Raw genomic sequence first — 17,681 nt, 5'->3', positions numbered from 1 at the left:
CTTTTTTTTTGTCACAGATATTCGTTCAGGCTCTGTAGCCTAAGGCAGAATAACGTTAAAGCGCCATATCCTATGAAATTGATAATCAGAGCAAGATCTATAGCAGGAAGCCTTCTGGGACTGACCTTTCTTCTGTTAAGTGGTTGTGTGACTGTTGAGGACGGGCCTCCCACAGAGAAAAGGGATGTCAGCCAGATCCCTGATGCCATTCCTGTCACCCATGATGGTCAGTTCAAGGATTCTCCCTATGAACTCAATGATGTGACCTATACCCCCATGAAGAGTGCCAAAGGCTATCAGGAAAAAGGCAAGGCCTCATGGTATGGCTCCAAGTTTCATGGCAAGCAGACGGCTAACGGTGAAATTTACGATCTTTATGGTATGACTGCGGCGCACAAGACTTTGCCTCTGCCTTCCTATGTCAAGGTCACCAACAGTCACAATGGCAAGTCGGTTGTACTTCGGGTCAATGATCGTGGGCCTTTCCATGGTGATCGGGTTATTGATCTCTCCTATGCCGCTGCCGTCAAGCTGGGGTTCGCGAAAAAGGGAGTGACTGATGTGCTGATAGAGGGGATAGATGTGAGATCCCTTGCTGCCGCTAAAAGCACTGAAGCAGCTAATGGGGGTGATAATAATCAACTGCTCTTTGTGCAACTGGCAGCGCTAAAAAATTACCACTACGCACAGGTATTGCGTCGGCAGGTGGCTGAAACCATAGGCAGTGATATCAAGGTGGTGAAAGGGGATGAGGAGCCTGATCCCTTTTACCGTGTCAGGATTGGACCGATTCAAACGATCGAGCATCTGGAGGAACTCCTTGATAAGCTCGATGAAGGTGATTTTGACGTGCCATACCTGATTTACGAAGATGCATCTGAGGCCATCAGGGAGTAGTCTGAGTCAGGTTTTTTTAGTCGGTCAGGCCTATGTTCCAACAGGGGGCTGGTAGACTTTAACTGAGCAGACCATGAACACATTACATTCTATTTTCAATGCTTCCCTTAAACTCATTAGTCGGTAACATTATAATGGCCGACAACAGTGAATTTCAGAGCTAATTTCTATAATGATCAAACGATTAAATCCTGTCCGGGCCAGCCATGAGCGATTGAAAAGTGTAGCTGGATGGGTGTTCATGGTGTTTATTCTGGCGACCGGAACCGTTCGGGCTCAGGCTGCTGCCCTGATTCCTGCTGCACCCAAGATCGCTGCTAACAGTTTTGTATTGATGGATGCTGACAGTGGAGAAATTCTGGCCTCCGATAATGCGGATGACACCTCTCACCCCGCCAGCCTGACCAAAATGATGACCGCTTACATCGCCGAGGTTGAGCTGGCTGCTGGCAATATTCATCGCGATGATGAGGTTCTGATCAGCGAAAAAGCCTGGAAAATGGGCGGCTCGACCATGTTTGTAGAGGTGGGTGAGCGGGTTCCGGTGCAGGAACTGTTAAAAGGTATCATTATTGTCTCCGGTAATGATGCCAGTGTCGCGATAGCTGAGCACATTGCCGGCAGTGAAGACGCCTTTGTCCAGCTTATGAACAATACGGCCAAACGACTGGGGATGATTAACTCCCATTTTATGAATGCATCCGGCTGGCCTGCGTCTGATCACTATTCCACTGCGAGGGATCTTGCGATACTGTCTCGTCACATTGTCAAAGATTACCCGGAGTATTATGAGCTTTATGCTCAGAAGTATTACCAATACGGTACCAACAAGAAAACCGGCAAGCCATTGCGTCGTCAGGCAAACAGAAACCGTCTTTTATGGAGTAACCCCAATGTGGACGGTTTAAAAACAGGCCATATTGAAGCCAGTGGATATGGTCTGGCGGCTACTGCAAAACGCGATGGACGTCGTCTGATTACTGTTATCCTGGGTGCCAATGGAGAGAAACAGCGTGCTGCTGAGGCACAGAAACTACTGACCTATGGCTTCCGTTTCTTCGAAAATGTGGATGTCAAAAAAGGTGGCGTAACGCTTGAAACTGTCCCGGTCTGGAAGGGGACACAGGATCAGGTAGACATTGCCATCGATAAGGACTTGATTGTCACAGTTCCCAGGCATACCGGTAAGAAACTGAAAGCGACCATGGATATTGATCCCATTATTGAAGCGCCAGTCGAAGCTGGCCAGCAGCTGGGTACACTGAAAGTGACTATCGATGATGAGATCGTCAAAGAAGTCCCTCTCAGAGCAGAAACTGCGATAGAGCGTGGTGGTTTCTTCAAGCGTCTCTGGGACAGTATCGTGCTGTTCTTCAGGGGGTTGTCCTGAGCGTTCAGTGGCAGTGTCCAGTGAGTGAAATACTAATATCTTCAGGCTTGATGAGTCTGAAGGTATTTCATTTATCAACAGTGTAAAAAATGACCGATCAAGAAGCGCTAAAAATTGAATTTCCCTGCGATTACGAAATCCGTATCGTGGGTAATGCTGCTCCGGATTTTCAGGAAGCTGTCTGCGCTATCGTTAAGCAGCATGCTCCGGATTACGATGGCAACTTCCGGCTGAAAGAGAGCCGTACCGGCAAGTATACTTCTGTCATGGTGACTATTCTCGCCACCGGAGAGTCTCAGCTGAAAGCGATCTTCGAAGACCTTAAAGCTACTGGCCGGGTGCAAATGGTACTTTGATGAAGCTGAATATCCGCTATCTGGGCAGGCAGCCCTACGAGCCCGTGTTCGAGGCTATGAAGGCATTTTCCGAACAGAGAGATGAGCAGACGGTTGATGAGTTCTGGTTTGTCGAGCACGATCCTGTCTTTACTCAGGGGCAGGCAGGCAAACCCGAGCATGTTCTGGCACCCGGAGATATTCCCGTGGTTCAGGTGGATCGCGGAGGTCAGGTTACTTATCACGGTCCGGGTCAGCTGGTGGTCTATCTGCTGATGGATGTTCGCCGCTCAGGCAGTGGTCCCAGAAAAGTGGTGTCAGCTATTGAGAATGCCATCATCAAAGTGCTTGCAAGCTATGGTGTCGAATCCTGCGCCAGACCTGACGCCCCCGGTGTTTATATCGATGGTGCCAAAATTGCGGCTCTGGGGCTGCGATTCAGGCAGATGAGAAGTTATCATGGACTGAGTATCAATCTGGATATGGATCTGGAGCCGTTTACCCGCATCAACCCCTGCGGTTATGAGGGTTTACAGGTTGCCCAGCTCAGGGAGTTTCAAAATCCTGTACAATGGGATGAAGTGAGCAGTCGCTTACTTGAGTGTCTCATGGAGGAACTTGGGTATAATGAGGCGCAAACACTAAAGGAAGAAGCAGAGCTTGATCTGGCTCAAGAGGCCTGAACAATCTGTCTCCAAATTCAAGTTAGTGAACGAACGGGTTCACAAACGGTACAACTGATCGACATAACTGGGATTCTATGACCGATAGCAACCTGATTCCAACCGTCCAGATTCCGGCTGTTACCATTCAGAGTGGCGAGAAATTTGTCAATGAAAAAGGCATTACCGCCATCAAGAATGGCATCAAGGCCAGCAATCGCTCCGATGAAGCGGTTCAGCCTTTTATGCGCAAGCCGGATTGGTTGAGAATCAAGCCCAGGTACGGCAGCAAGTTCAAAGAAGTCAAAGAGACTGTTCATGAGCACAAACTGAGTACCGTTTGTGAAGAGGCCATGTGCCCCAACATCAATGAGTGCTGGAGTTCCGGTACCGCCACTATCATGCTGATGGGCGATGTCTGCACCCGTGCCTGTCGCTTCTGTGCGGTGAATACCGGGAACCCTAAAGGCTGGCTGGATAAGGAGGAGCCGGACCACACGGCCAACAGCGTAAAACTGATGAACCTGAAATACCTGGTTCTGACCTCTGTTAACCGTGATGACCTTGAAGATGGCGGTGCCGGTCATTATGCCGCCGTCGTAAAACGTGTGAAGGAAGTTAATCCTGCAACCGACGTTGAAGCGCTGACACCGGATTTTTTGGGTGTATTGGCAGATGTAGAAACTGTGGTTGACAGCGGTATTGCCGTTTTCGCTCAGAACGTTGAAACCGTTAAACGACTGACACATCCTGTTCGTGACCCGCGTGCCAGCTATGAACAGACGCTCGATGTTCTGGCTCACTCCAAAAAATATCGACCCGACGTACTCACCAAAACCAGCCTGATGCTGGGTCTGGGTGAAACCGAGGACGAAATCATTGAGACTATGAATGATCTCAGGGCCATTGATTGCGATATCCTGACTCTGGGCCAGTATCTGCAACCCACCAAAAACCATTTGCCAATTGAACGTTACGTGACGCCCGAAGAGTTCGAGAAGTATCGTCAGTGGGGCCTGGAAAGAGGTTTTGTTGAAGTCGTGGCCGGTGCCCTGGTGCGCTCAAGTTATCGTGCTGAGCAGGTATTGCAGAAGAATAATGTGGGTCTGAGCCAATGAGTGACAGCAAGCCATCAGTCACTCATCTGTAGTTCAGTGATTTTCAACGTACTAACGCTATGGATGGTCTGGATGGTCAACACATGGCCATCCATGCTGAAGGTGACTGAATCGATTTTACCATGATCTGAAATGATGGCTTTTTCTTTCCAGGCTTCATCGTTCTGCCGACCATAAATTTTCGCCGTGCCATCGTAACCGGCGGTGATCACATGTTGGCTATCGGGGCTGAATGTGGCTGAGTTGACAATATCGTCATGGGAAATGATGGCTTTTACTTCCCATGAACCACCGTCCTTCAGGCCATAGATTTTCGTCTCGTCATCATCACTGGAGGTCTGCAAATAGTGGCTATCGGGGCTGAATGTGGCTGAGTTGACCTCCTTTTTATGGGAAATGATAGCTTTTTCTTCCCATGATCCATCGTCATTCAGGCCATAGACTTTCACCTTGTGATCATTACTGGTCGTCATCACATGGCGACCGTCGGCGCTGAAGGTGGCTGACCTGACACAACCGTCATGAGAAATAATAGCTTTTTCTATCCATGACCCATCGTTGTTCTTGCCATAGATTTTCGCTTTGCCATCAAAACTGGCGGTCACCACATAGCGGCCATCGACACTGAAGGTGGCCGATACTACTAAAAGCCTGTGGGTAATGATGGCTTTTTCTGCCCATGACTCATCGTCCTCCCGGCCATAAATTTTCACCACGCCATCTCCACTGGCGGTCACCACATAGCGGCCATCAGTGTTGAAGGAGGCTGAAGCGACCAAGTCATTATGGGAAATAATGGCTTTTTCTTCCCATGATCGTTCGTCTTTCTTGCCATAGATTTTCACCTTGCCGTCTCCACTGCCACCGGCAGTCATTACATAGCGACTATCGGCACTGAAGGTGGCTGAAATGACTCCGGCGTTATGGGAAATGATGGCTTTTACTTCCCATGAGCCATCGTCTTTCTTGCCATAGATTTTCGCCTTGCCGTCTTTACTCCAGCTCATCACATAGCGGCTATCTGCGCTGAAGATGGCTGATATGAGGAAGTTATCATGGGAAATAGTGGCTTTTTCTTCCCATGATCGTTCGTCTTTCTGGCCGTAAATTTTCGCCTTGCCATCTACACCAGCTGTCACTACATAGTGGCCATCGGCACTGAAGGTGACGGATCTGAGACCACAATGGGAAAAAGTGCCTTTTGCTTCCCATGATCCATCGCTCTTCTGGCCATAGATTTCCAGCGTTTTATAATTCCTGACACTCACCAGATGGCGGCCATCATTACTGAGAGTGGCTGAGCCGGTCTCACCATAAGAGGGGAGGGTGGCTTTTGTCTCTAATGCAAATGTTTTACATTGATTCATCAGTTTAGTGAGGGTGGAAAAGAACAGAGCGGGAAAATGAATGCTCCCATGGCGATCCATGATTGACTTGATTAATGCCTCATCCTTGGTAAAACGTCTCAACCATTTCTGGAGTTCATCTTTATCTTTTGCAGTGACGATTGTTTTTATTAGCGCCTGGTGTGATGAAGCAAACCGGCGAAACCACGCCCTTGCCATTGAATCATCATTTTTGAGCGTGTTGTTAATGTATGAATTTGTCTGTGCTAATTGGGTAATATCATGAGCCCGCAAATATCTATAAATTTTGGATTGTATTCCCGGGGGCAAATCGAGCAATAATGAAAACTCATTCTTGTCACGTACAATGACGTCCCTACCCATAGTGGTAGCAACTGGTGTCTCTGATTGAGATTGATCGGGTGTTGATGAGAGTGGATCATCAAGGCAGGAATAGTTATTTATGCAGTCCATAGTTCGTTTCTTAAAAGTTGTTCTTTTCCCTGGTTGGCAAGGATATTGAAAATTGATTCTGCGGCTTGGAGTCGGTTGTAGCATGAAAGTTCATAACATTGATGTCAGCGAAACTAACAGGAAAACAGGACGTTGATTCGGGAAAATGATCAATAACCAGAAAGCGGGTTTCTGTCTTTCAGCACATGCAGAATGTCTCTCAGGGTTATTGATTGCGTTATCCTGCCTCGGGTCAGTACCTGTAGCCCACCAAAAACCATTTACCTATAGAATGTTACATGAGACTCCCAAAGAGTCTGGGAAGTATCTTAGTTCGGTGATCCTCGCCGTACCACCAATAGTCAAAACATGGCCATCGTTACTGAGGTGCGCTGAATGGATATTTCCAGGATGGGAACTAGTGGCTTTTTCTTCCCATGATCCATCGCTGTTCTGACCATAAATTTTCGCCGTTCCATCGAAACTGGCAGTGACCATGTGGCGGCCATCGAGGCTAAAGGTTGCTAACGCAATACCCTTACCATGGGTGATGATGGCTTTTTCTTTCCATGACCCATTGATCTTCAGGCCATAGATTTTCACCGTTTTATCTTCAGTGCAGGTCAACACATGGCGGCTATCGGGGCTGAATGTGGCATGGAAGACTCTGTCGTTATGGGAAATGATGGCTTTTTCCTCCCATGATCGTTCGTCCTTCTTGCCATAGATGTTCGCCTTGGCATCGTTACTGTAGGTCAATAAATGGCGGCTATCAGCGCTGAATTTGGCTGAGTTAATCTTTCTATTATGGGAAATGATGATTTTTTCTTCCCATGATCCATCGTCCTTCTTGCCATAGATTTTCGCCATGCCGTCGTTACTGTAGGTCACCACATGGCAGCTATCGGGGCTGAATTTGGCTAAGTCGATCTCTTCATTATGGGAAATGATGGTTTTTTCTTCCCATGATCCATCTGCATCCAGGCTATGGATTTTTACCCTGTCATCATCACTGATGATCAACATATGGCGACTATCGGAGCTGAAGGTGACTGAGACAAAATGGGAAATAATGGCTTCTTCTAGCCATGACCCGTCGTTCTTCTTGCCATAGATTTTCGCTTTGCCATCCAGGCTGGCGGTCACCACATAGCGGCTATTGGGGCTGAATGTAGCTTTGTAGAGAATGTCATCGTGTTGAATGATGGCTTTTTCTGCCCATGACCCATAGTCCATCTGGCCATAGATTTTCGCCCTGTGATCTGGACTGGTGGTTACTACATAGCGACCATCCAGGCTGAATTTGGCGTTATTGACATGATCATCATGGGAAATAGTGGCTTTTTCTTCCCATGATCGTTCGTCCTTCTTGCCATAGATTTTCGCCTTGCCGTCGTTACTTTGGGTCAACACATGGCGGCTATCGGGGCTGAAGGTGGCTGATTTAACCCAGCGTCTGTGTGAAATAGTGGCTTTTTCTTCCCATGATCGTTCGTCCTTCTTGCCATAAATTTTCGCCTTGCCATCCATACCATTGGTTACCACATAGTGGCTATTGGCACTGAAGGTGACTGATTTGACCTCCTTATCATGGGAGATAGTACCTTTTGCTTGCCATGATCCATCGCTCTCCTGACCGTAGATTTCTACCCTTTTATTATCACAGACTCTCACCAGATATTGGCCATCGGCACTGAAGGTGGCTGAGTTGATCATGCCATGATTGGGGAGGGTGGCTTTCGTCTCTAATTTAAATGTTTTGCATTCAGACATCAGTTTGGTGAGAGTGGAAAAGAACAGAGCAGGAAAATGAATACTCTCATGGCGGTCCATGATTGACTTGACTAATGCCTCATCCTTTGTGAAACGATTCAACCATTTCTGGAGTTGATCTTTATTTTTTGCAGTGAGGACTGTCTTCATTTTTTCCTGATGTGATGAAGCAAACCGGCAAAACCATGCCCTTGCCATTGCATCATCATTTTTGAGCGTGTTGTTAATGTATGAATTTGTCCGTGTTAATTGGGTAATATCATGAGCCCGCAAATATCTATAAATTTTGGATTGTATTCCCGGGGGCAAATCGAGCAATAATGAAAACTCATTCTTGTCACGTACAATGACGTCCCTACCCATAGTGGTAGCAACTGGTGTCTCTGATTGAGATTGATCGGGTGTTGATGAGATTGGATCATCAAGGCAGGAATAGTTATTTATGCAGTCCATCGTTCGTTTCTTATAAAGTTGTAATTTATCTCTGGTTGGCAAGGCTATTCAAAATTGATTCTGAAAGTCGGAGTCGGTTTTAGCATGAAAGTTCATAACATTGATGTCAGCGTAACTAACATCAGGCAGGATATGACGGCAAGAGTGATGAAGGTGACAAAGTAGAGAAATAGTCATCCATCCGTAGTTCAGTGATTTTCGCCTTGCCATGATCCATCACTCTCCTGGCCATAGATTTCCAGCGTTTTACTATCACAGATGCTCAAAAGATGGCGGCCATCAATCGATTTGGTAAAGATCAGTCATTGTCCGCCTCCGGCAGCCAGTCTTCTGTCATGATCTGTTCGTAGGTCCATGGGCATTGCGGTGGGAAGACGTCGGGTTTGCACTGCATCTCGTTGGCGGCCAGCTTTCGGGAATAATCGTAAGCATCAAGAAAAATTTCATCCAGTTTGTTGTGCAAGCCAGGATTCTTTTTTAATTCCTTCAAAATAGCAATCCGCTGTTTGCCAATGCTGATCGACCAACTACGGAACCACTGATCCATGTCATGCAGATCGTCCTTGCCAGATTGCATCTGCCATTTAAGCGCATGTGACAAAAGCTGTTCGAGACAACTCTCAAGGGCACGGTAACGAGCTTTGCCCATGTCCTCTACTTCCTCGATCAGGTTGTCCATATCAAGTTCATTGAAACGGCCTTGCCTGATAAGCTCGGCTTGTTGGTAGGACCATGTGTAAAAATCAGTGTCATACAAGTTTTCCATAAATCACCTCCATAGCCCTGTCACTGTAGGCAATTAACAGAAGGGAATCAAAATGAATTACCAAAGCACAGATGCTTTTGCTGGGGGGGTGCCCGTGGTTTTGGGCTGGTCAATTCGGCCATTGAAGCCAAAGAGAACCGTCAGTATCGCAAACAAAAGATCGGAATGAAGCCGGGAATGAAGGAAGTCACCCCGTTCCCACGCTGGAGAGAGTTTTGCGACACCCTTTTTACGGCGGGGAGGATGTCAAAAGAGGTTTTGTCGAAGTCATGGCCGGTGCTCTGGTGCGCACAAGTTATCGTGCTGAGTAAATGTTTCATAAGAATAATGTGGGTCCGGGCTAATGAGTGAGAGTAAACAATCAGTCATCCATCATTAGTTCGGTGATTTTCGTCGGATCATCTTGATTGATGGTCAAAACATGGCCATCGGCGCTGGGGATGGCTAATCGAGTAGCATCAGGATGGGAAATGGTGGCTTTTTTATCCCATGATCCATCGCTGTTCTGACCATAAATTTTCGCAGTTCCATCGAAACTGGCGGTGACCACATGGCGGCCATCGACGCTAAAGGTGGCTGATCTGATATCCCAAGTATGAGAGATGATGGCTTTTTCTTTCCATGATCCATCGTCCTTCTGACCGTAGATTTTCACTGTATTATCTCCACTACGGGTGATCAGATGGCGGCTATCGGCGCTGAATTTGACTGACAAGACTGTTTTGTCATGGGAAATGATGGCTTTTTCCTCCCATGATCCATTGTCGTCTTTTTGACCATAGAGTTTCGCCTTGCCATCATCACTGCCAGTCAATACATGGCGGCTATCTGGGCTGAAGGTGGTCGAGTTGACCCTGTCATTATGGGAAATAGTCGCTTTTATTTCCCACGACCCATCGTCAGCCAGGCCATGGATTATCACCTTGTTATCGAGATTGGCGGTCAATACACAGCGGTCATTGGTGCTGAAGGCTGCTAAGTGTAACCAGTTGTTGAAAGAAATAGTGGTTTTTTCTTCCCATAAACCATCGTCCAGGCCATAGATTTTCAGCTTGTTATCTCTGCTGCAGGTCAACACATAGCGGCCACTTGGGCTGAAGCTAGCCGAGATGACCTCGTCGTCATGGGTAATAGTGGCTTCTACTGCCCATGACCCATCGTCCCCTCGGCCATAAATTTTCGCCTTGCCATCATTACTGGCGGTCAGCACATAGCGGCTATCGGCGCTGAAGGTGGCCGATTCGACGGGACGATCGTGGCGAATAATGGCTTCTTCTACCCATGAGCCATCGTCGCTCAGGCCATAAATTTTCGCCTTGCAATCTCCACTGGCGGTCACTACATAGCGACCATCGGCACTGAAGCTGGCTGAGTAGACATGGCGATGATGGGAAATGGTCACTTTTTCTTCCCATGACCCATCGTCCTTTTTGCCATAAATTATCGCCTTGTAATCGCTAATGGTGGTCAACAGGTATCGGCCATTGGTGCTGAAGGTGAGCGTTATGACGTAGTCATCATGGGAGAAAGTGCCTTTTGGTTGCCATGATCCATCGCTCTTTTGGCCGAAGATTCTCAACCTGTTATCGCCAATGGTGCTCACCACATGGTGGCCATCGGCACTGAAGGCAGCTGAGTTCCCCCCACCAGTACCGGGGAAAATGGCTTTTGTCTCTAATTTAAATGTTTTACATTGAGACATCAGATTAGTGAGAGTGAAAAAGAACAGAGCAGGAAAGTAAATACTCCCATGACGATCCATGATTGACTTGACTAATGGCTCATCCTTCGTGAAACGCTTCAACCATTTCTGGAGTTCATCTTTATCTTTTACAGTGACGATTGTCTTTATAAGAGCCTGGTGTGATGAAGCAAACCGGCGATACCATGCCCTTGCCATTGCAGCATCATTTTTGACCGTGTTGTTCATGTATGAATTTGCCCGTGTTAAATGGGCAATATCACGGGTCTGCAAATAAGTAAAAATTTTGGATTGTATTCCCGGGGGCAAATCGAGCAATAATGAAAGCTTGTTCTTGTCACGTACAATGACGTCCCTACCCATAGTGCTAGTAGTTGGTGTTTCTGATTGAGATTGATCGGGTGTTGATGAGAGTGGCTCACCAAGGCATGAATGGTTATTTATGCAGTCCATAGTTCGTCTTTTAAAAGTTGTTGTTTTCCCTGGTTGGCATAGATATTCAAAATTGATTCTGCGGCTGCAACAATCAGTCATTTATCCATCCATTCGTAGTTCAATGATTTTTGCTGTTTTATCGCGATGGATCGTCAACACATGACCATCGTCGCTGAAGGTGGCTGACAATATCTCACTGTTATAGGACATGGTGGCTTTTTCCTCCCAGGATCCATCGGTTTGCTGGCCATAAATTTTTACCTTTTTATCGTCGCTGGCGGTGAGCACATGGCGGCCATCGACACTCAAGGTTGTTGATATGACATAATTACCATGGGTAATGGTGGCTTTTTCTTCCCACGATCCGTTGTCCTTCTGGCCATAGATTTTCACCTTTTGATCTCTACCACGGGTGATCACACAGCGGCTATCGGGGCTTAAGGTGGGTGGGTAGACCCAGTATTTATGGGAAATAATGACTTTTTCTTCCCATGATCCATCGTCCTTCTTGCCGTAGATTATCGCCCTGGCATCTTTACCGGAAATCACCAAATGGCGGTTATCGGCGCTGATTGTCGCTGAGTTGACGTCTTTAATAGGGGAAATGGTGGCTTTTTCTTCCCATGAACCATTGGCCTCCAGGCCGTGGATCTTCATCTTCTGATCGCGACTGATGGTCACCACAGAGCGGTCATCGGCGCTGAAGGTGGCTAAGTAGACATGTTTATCATGGTAAATAATGGCTTTTTCTATCCATGACCCATCGTCCTGCTTGCCATAGATTTTTGCCCTGCCGTCTAAACCGGCGGTCACCAAATAGCGGCCATCGGCACTCAAGGTGGTTGAGAGGATATTGTCATCATCGGAAATAGTGGCTTTTTCTGCCCATGACCCATCGTCCTTCTGGCTGTGTATTTTCACCTTGTAATCGTCACTGTGGGTCACCAAATGGCGGCTATCGGAGCTGAAGGAGACAGAGACGATGGAGTAGTCATAGAAAATGGTGGCTTTTTCTGCCCAAGACCCATCGTCCTGCTTGCCATAAATTTTCGCTGTTTTTTTATAGCCACTTGTGGTCACTATATAGCGGCTATCGATGCTGAATGTGGCTGAGTTGACTCTGTCTTCATGGGAGATAGTGGCTTCTTCTTTCCATGATCCATCGCCCTTTTGGCCGTAGATTTTCAGGGTTTTATCGTCAATTTCGCGCATCACATGTTGGCCATCGGGGCTCAAGGAAGAGGGGTAATTCCGACTATTAACAGGGAGGGTGGCTTTCGTCTCTAATTTAAATGTTTTACATTCAGACATCAGTTTAGTGAGAGTGAAAAAGAACAGAGCAGGAAAGTAAATACTCTCATGACGATCCATGACTGACTTGACTAATGACTCATCCTTTGTGAAACGCTTCAACCATTTCTGGAGTTTATCTTTATCTTTTGCGGTGACGATTGTTTTTATTAGCGCCTGGTGTGATGAAGCAAACCGGCGATGCCATGCTTTTGCCATTGAAGCATCATTTTTGAGCGTGTTGTTAATGTATGAATTTGCCCGTGTTAATTGGCTAATATCATGAGCACGCAAATAGGTGAAAATTTTGCATTGTATTCCCGGGGGCAAATCGAGCAATAATGAAAACTCACTCTTGTCACGCACAATGACGTCCCTACCCATAGTGGTAGCAATGGGTGTCTCTGATTGAGATTGATCGGGTGTTGATGAGAGTGGCTCACCAAGGCAGGAATGGTTATTTATGCAGTCCATGGTTCGTTTCTTAAAAGTTGTTGTTTTCCCCCGGTTGGCAGGGATATTCAAAATTGATTCTGCGAATTAGACTCGGTTTTAGTATGAAAGTTCACAATATTGATCTAATCGTAACTAACAAGAAGGCAGGACTTTGATCCGGGAAAATGATCAATGCTGTCTTTCAACACATGCAGAATGGCCCTTCCGGATCAGTAACTGCAGCCCACCAAAAACCATTTACCCATTGGACGTTAAGTGGCTCGCCGGGGCCCTGGTGTGCTCGAGTTATTATGCCGAGCAGGTGATGAGAAAGAATAATGTGGGCCCGGGCTAATAAGTGACAGCAAATAATCAGTCATCCATCCTTAGTTCAGTGATTTTCGCCGTATTATCGTCGTGGGTGGTCAATACATGGCCATCGGCACTGAAGGTGGCTGACCTGATCACACGATGATGGGAAATAGTGGCTTTTTTTTGCCACGATCCATCGCTTAACTGGCCATAAATTTTCGCCGTTTTATCGTTTCCGGTTATGACCATATGGCGGCCATCGACGCTAAAGGCTGCTGATTTGAAATCAAAAACATGGAAAATGGTCGCTTTTTTTTCCCAGGATCCATTGTCCTTCTGGCCATAGATTTTCAAATTATATTCACTTTGGATGACTGCATGGCGGCTATCGGCACTAAAGGTTACTGACCTGATGCTTGCCAAATAATAGGAAATGGTCGTTTTTTTTTCCCATGATCCATCGTCCTTCTGGCCATAGATTTTTGCCTTATTATCTCCACTGCGGCTAATCATACAGCGGCTATCGGGGCTGAAGGCGGCTGAGTAGACCGCACCATTATGGGAAATAGTGGTTTTTTCTTCCCATGACCCGTCGTCCTTCTTGCCGCAGATTATCGCCCTGCCATCGTCACTGGCGGTCACCAAATGGCGGTTATCGGCACTGAATGTCGCTGAGTTGAGTAGACACTCATGGGTAATGATGTCTTTTTCTTGCCATGACCCATCGGCCTCCAGGCCATGGATTTTCGCCAGAACGAAGCTGGTGGTCACCACATGGCGGCCATCGATGCTGAAGGTGGCTGACTCGACAGGATTATCATGGGAAATTATGGCTTTTTTTACCCATGATCCATCGTCCTGCATGCCATAAATTCTCGCCTTGCCATCCATACAGGCAGTCAATAAAAAGCGACCATCGGCACTGAGGGTGGCAGACTTGACAGGTCTATCATGGGAAATAATGGCTTTTTCTACCCATGACTCATCGTCTTGCTTGCCATAGATTTTCGCCTTGCCATCTGCACTGGCGGTCACCACATAGCGGTCATCGGCGCTGAAGGTCGCTGAGGAGACTCGCTTATCATGGGAAATAGTGGTTTTTTCTTCCCATGATCCATCGGTCTTCAGAGCATAAATTTTTGCGGTTTTATCGTTACTTGCGGTCACCACATGGCGGCCATTGATGCTGAAGGTGGCCTTGTTGACTTTGTTATCATGGGAGATAGTGGCTTTTGCTGTCCATGATCCATCGTCCTCCCGGGAATAGATTTTCAACGTTTTATTGTTTCTAAAGATCAAAATATGGCGACCATCACGGCGGTAGATAGCTTTACCACCGGGGAGGGTGGCTTTTGTTTCTAATTTAAATGTTTTACATTCAGACATCAGTTTAGCGATAGAGGAAAAGAACAGCGCAGGAAAATAAATACTCTTTTGGCGATCGATGATTGACTTGATTAATGCCTCATCCTTTGTAAAACGCCTCAACCAACCCTCGAGTTGATCTTTATCTTTTGTAGTCACGATTCTCTTTAGCAGAGCCTGGCGTGATGAAGAAAACCGGTGATACCAAGCCCTTGCTATTGAATTATCATTTATGAGTAGGTTGTTAATGTATGAATTTGCCCGTGCTAAACGGGTAATATCATGAGCCTGCAAACAGGAATATATTTTGGATTGTATATCCACTGGTAAGTCGAGCAATAATGAAAACTCTTTATTGTCACGTACCATGACGTTCCTGCCCATAGCGGTACCACTAGTTCTTTCTGATCGAGCTTGATCCGGTGTTGATGGGAATGAACCACCAAAACAGGAAAGGTTTTTTATGGAATTCATAGTTTGTTTTTCAATCGTTATTATTTCACTTTGGTGAGTAGCGATATTCAAAATTGATTCTGGAAGATAGACTCTGTTTTAGCTTAAAAGTTCACGACATTCCCGATGCCCTGTTGCGCTCAAGTTATTTTGTCGAGCTGGTGATGCATAAGAATAATGTGGGCCCGGGCTAATAAGTGACAGCAAATAATCAGTCATCCATCCTTAGTTCAGTGATTTTCGCCGTATTATCGTCGTGTATGGTAAACACATGGCCATCGGGACTGAAAGCGGCTGATTTGATCACACAATGATGGTAAATGGTGGCTTTTTTTTGCCACGATCCATCACGTAGCTGGCCATAAACTTTTGCCTTATTATCGTCTCCTCTGGCTGTGACCATATGGCGGCCATCGACGCTAAAGGCTGCTAATGCGACACCAAAAACATGGGAGATGGTCGCTTTTTTTCCCCAGGAACCATTGTCCTTCTGGCCATAGATGTTCAAATTTTTATCTCCACTGTGGATGATCACATTGCGGCTATCGGCGCTAAAGGTGACTGATTTAATGCCCGCAAAATAATAGGAAATGGTCGTTTTTTTTTCCCATGATCCATCGTCCTTCTGGCCATAGATTCTCGACTTTTCATCGCGACCGTGAGTGATCACAAAGCGGCTATCGGGGCTGAAGGTGGCTGAGAAGACCAGATTATTATTATGGGAAATAGTGGTTTTTACTTCCCATGATCCGTCGTCCTTCCTGCCATAGATTATCGCCCTGCCATCCACACTGGCGGTCACCAAATGGCGGTTATCGGCGCTGAATGCCGCTGAGAAGAGCAGATCCTCATGGGTAATGATCGCTTTTTCTTCCCATAATCCATCGGTCTCCAGGCTATAGATTTTCGCCTGATCGAAGCTGGCGGTCACCACATGGTGGTTATCGGTGCTGAAGGTGGCTGAGTAGACAGGTTTATTATGGGAAATCATGGCTTGTTCTTCCCATGACCCATCGTCCTCTATGCTATAAATTCTCGCCTTGCCATCCATACAGGCAGTCAATAAATAGCGATCATCGGCGCTGAGGGTGGCTGATTTGACAGGTCTATCATGGGAAATAATGACTTTTTCTACCCATGACTCATCGTCTTGCTTGCCATAGATCTTCGCCTTGCCATCTCTACTGGCGGTCACCACGTAGCGCTCATCGGCGCTGAAGGTAGCTGAGGAGACTGTCTCATCATGGGTAATAGTGGCTTTTTCTTCCCATGATCCATCGGTCTTCAGAGCATAAATTTTTGCGGTTTTATCGTTACTTGCGGTCACCACATGGCGGCCACTGGCACTGAAGGTGGCCTCATTGATAGTGTTATCATGGGAAATAGTGCCTTTTACTGTCCATGATTCACAGCAATAGATTTTCAACGTTTTATTGTCACTGACGATCAAAATATGGCGACTATCGAGGCCGAAGCTTGCCAATTTCTTTGTAGCAGTGGTGTGCAAGTTCCGTGTAGCAAAGATGGGGAGAGTGGCTTTTGTCTCCAATTTAAATGTTTTACATTCAGACATCAGTTTAGTGATAGAGGAAAAGAACAGCGCAGGAAAATAAACACTCGTTTGGCAATCCATGATTGACTTGATTAATGCCTCATCCTTTGTAAAGCGCCTCAACCAATCCTCGAGTTGATCTTTATCTTTTGCAGTGACGATTGTCTCCATCAGAGCCTGCTGTGATGAAGGAAATTGGCGATACCAGGCCCTTGCTATTGAAGTATCGTTTTTGATTGTACTGTTCATGTATGAATTTACCCGTGTTAAACGGGTAATATCATGAGCCTGCAAATAGGAATATATTTTGGATTGTATATCCACTGGTAAGTCGAGCAATAATGAAAACTCTTTATTGTCACGTACCATGACGTTCCTGCCCATAGCGGTACCACTGGTTCTTTCTGATCGAGCTTGATCCGGTGTTGATGGGAGTGAAGTACCAAAACAGGAAAGGTTTTTTATGGAATTCATAGTTTGTTTTTCAATCGTTATTATTTCACTTTGGTGAGTAGCGATATTCAAAATTGATTCTGGAAGATAGACTCTGTTTTAGCTTAAAAGTTCACGACATTCCCGATGCCCTGATGCGCTCAAGTTATTTTGCCGGGCAGGTGATGCGTAAGAATGGTGCCGGACTGACAGGGGCGCAGAAACAGGCCCGGGAGCGCATGAGGTCATTGAGCTGGAACGGTGCCAGTATTGTCGCCGCCAATACCGTCCGGGAAGGGGCAGCACAGCGTCAGGATAGTTTGAGGACAGGTTTGATGAACCTTGGCAGAAGCGCACAGGGTCAGGGGTTAAAAACAGTTCGCAGTAATCTATTATAATCTAAAACTATCTAATACAATCTCAAGAATGGATAAGAGATTAGTGAAGATAGGTGAGGCAGCTCGTTTACTTGGTACAGACCCAGTAACACTACGAAAATGGGAAAGTACAGG

Annotated in this window: 13 protein-coding genes; 6 read left to right on the top strand and 7 right to left on the bottom strand. The window is 46.5% G+C overall.

Annotated elements, in window-relative coordinates:
• Positions 1 to 72: 72 nt before the first annotated feature.
• From KBW69_RS23540 to lipA, 5 genes are all read left to right on the top strand, one after another.
• Positions 73 to 897 carry a septal ring lytic transglycosylase RlpA family protein gene (locus KBW69_RS23540; RefSeq protein WP_306670803.1) on the top strand — a complete coding sequence of 275 codons (825 nt, stop codon included), beginning with the start codon at positions 73 to 75 and terminating at the stop codon, positions 895 to 897.
• 172 nt (positions 898 to 1,069) lie between these two features.
• Positions 1,070 to 2,287: a D-alanyl-D-alanine carboxypeptidase family protein gene (locus KBW69_RS17415; protein WP_257281678.1), complete on the top strand. Its 1,218-nt coding sequence runs from the start codon at positions 1,070 to 1,072 to the stop codon at positions 2,285 to 2,287.
• An 89-nt stretch (positions 2,288 to 2,376) separates the two neighbouring features.
• Positions 2,377 to 2,643 (top strand): YbeD family protein, encoded by a 267-nt coding sequence (locus KBW69_RS17410; RefSeq protein ID WP_257281677.1) that lies wholly within the window; start codon positions 2,377 to 2,379, stop codon positions 2,641 to 2,643.
• Complete coding sequence (gene lipB / locus KBW69_RS17405; protein WP_257281676.1) at positions 2,643 to 3,305, top strand: lipoyl(octanoyl) transferase LipB; 663 nt, start codon at positions 2,643 to 2,645, stop codon at positions 3,303 to 3,305. Before KBW69_RS17410 ends, lipB begins: the two co-directional genes overlap by 1 nt.
• A gap of 77 nt (positions 3,306 to 3,382) precedes the next feature.
• The gene (gene lipA / locus KBW69_RS17400; protein ID WP_257281674.1) at positions 3,383 to 4,402 is read left to right on the top strand and encodes a lipoyl synthase; all 1,020 of its coding nucleotides are present in this window, start codon (positions 3,383 to 3,385) and stop codon (positions 4,400 to 4,402) included.
• Between the two features lie 14 nt (positions 4,403 to 4,416).
• On the opposite strand, the gene KBW69_RS17395 is transcribed toward lipA, so the two are convergent.
• From KBW69_RS17395 to KBW69_RS17365, 7 genes are all read right to left on the bottom strand, one after another.
• Positions 4,417 to 6,222 (bottom strand): WD40 repeat domain-containing protein, encoded by a 1,806-nt coding sequence (locus tag KBW69_RS17395; RefSeq protein ID WP_257281673.1) that lies wholly within the window; start codon positions 6,220 to 6,222, stop codon positions 4,417 to 4,419.
• Positions 6,223 to 6,486: 264 nt separating this feature from the next.
• A complete protein-coding gene (locus KBW69_RS17390) occupies positions 6,487 to 8,427 on the bottom strand; it encodes a WD40 repeat domain-containing protein (protein WP_257281672.1) in 1,941 nt (646 codons plus the stop codon).
• 298 nt (positions 8,428 to 8,725) lie between these two features.
• Positions 8,726 to 9,193, bottom strand: a complete 468-nt coding sequence (locus KBW69_RS17385) for a DUF29 domain-containing protein (RefSeq protein WP_257274691.1) — start codon at positions 9,191 to 9,193, stop codon at positions 8,726 to 8,728.
• A gap of 361 nt (positions 9,194 to 9,554) precedes the next feature.
• Positions 9,555 to 11,348 (bottom strand): WD40 repeat domain-containing protein, encoded by a 1,794-nt coding sequence (locus tag KBW69_RS17380; RefSeq protein WP_257281671.1) that lies wholly within the window; start codon positions 11,346 to 11,348, stop codon positions 9,555 to 9,557.
• An 81-nt stretch (positions 11,349 to 11,429) separates the two neighbouring features.
• Complete coding sequence (locus KBW69_RS17375; RefSeq protein ID WP_257281670.1) at positions 11,430 to 13,094, bottom strand: WD40 repeat domain-containing protein; 1,665 nt, start codon at positions 13,092 to 13,094, stop codon at positions 11,430 to 11,432.
• 333 nt (positions 13,095 to 13,427) lie between these two features.
• Positions 13,428 to 15,206 (bottom strand): WD40 repeat domain-containing protein, encoded by a 1,779-nt coding sequence (locus tag KBW69_RS17370; protein WP_257281669.1) that lies wholly within the window; start codon positions 15,204 to 15,206, stop codon positions 13,428 to 13,430.
• Between the two features lie 190 nt (positions 15,207 to 15,396).
• Positions 15,397 to 17,211 (bottom strand): F-box/WD40 repeat-containing protein, encoded by a 1,815-nt coding sequence (locus KBW69_RS17365; RefSeq protein ID WP_257281668.1) that lies wholly within the window; start codon positions 17,209 to 17,211, stop codon positions 15,397 to 15,399.
• Positions 17,212 to 17,264: 53 nt separating this feature from the next.
• Here KBW69_RS17365 and KBW69_RS17360 point away from each other — a divergent pair, with 53 nt between their 5' ends.
• A complete protein-coding gene (locus KBW69_RS17360; RefSeq protein ID WP_257281667.1) occupies positions 17,265 to 17,567 on the top strand; it encodes a hypothetical protein in 303 nt (100 codons plus the stop codon).
• Positions 17,568 to 17,681 lie beyond the last annotated feature (114 nt).

Source organism: Endozoicomonas sp. ISHI1, assembly GCF_024606225.1.
Classification (GTDB): Bacteria; Pseudomonadota; Gammaproteobacteria; order Pseudomonadales; family Endozoicomonadaceae; genus Endozoicomonas_A.
Note: the sequence above shows the minus strand (reverse complement) of the source record. Positions and strands in the feature narration are given on the sequence as shown.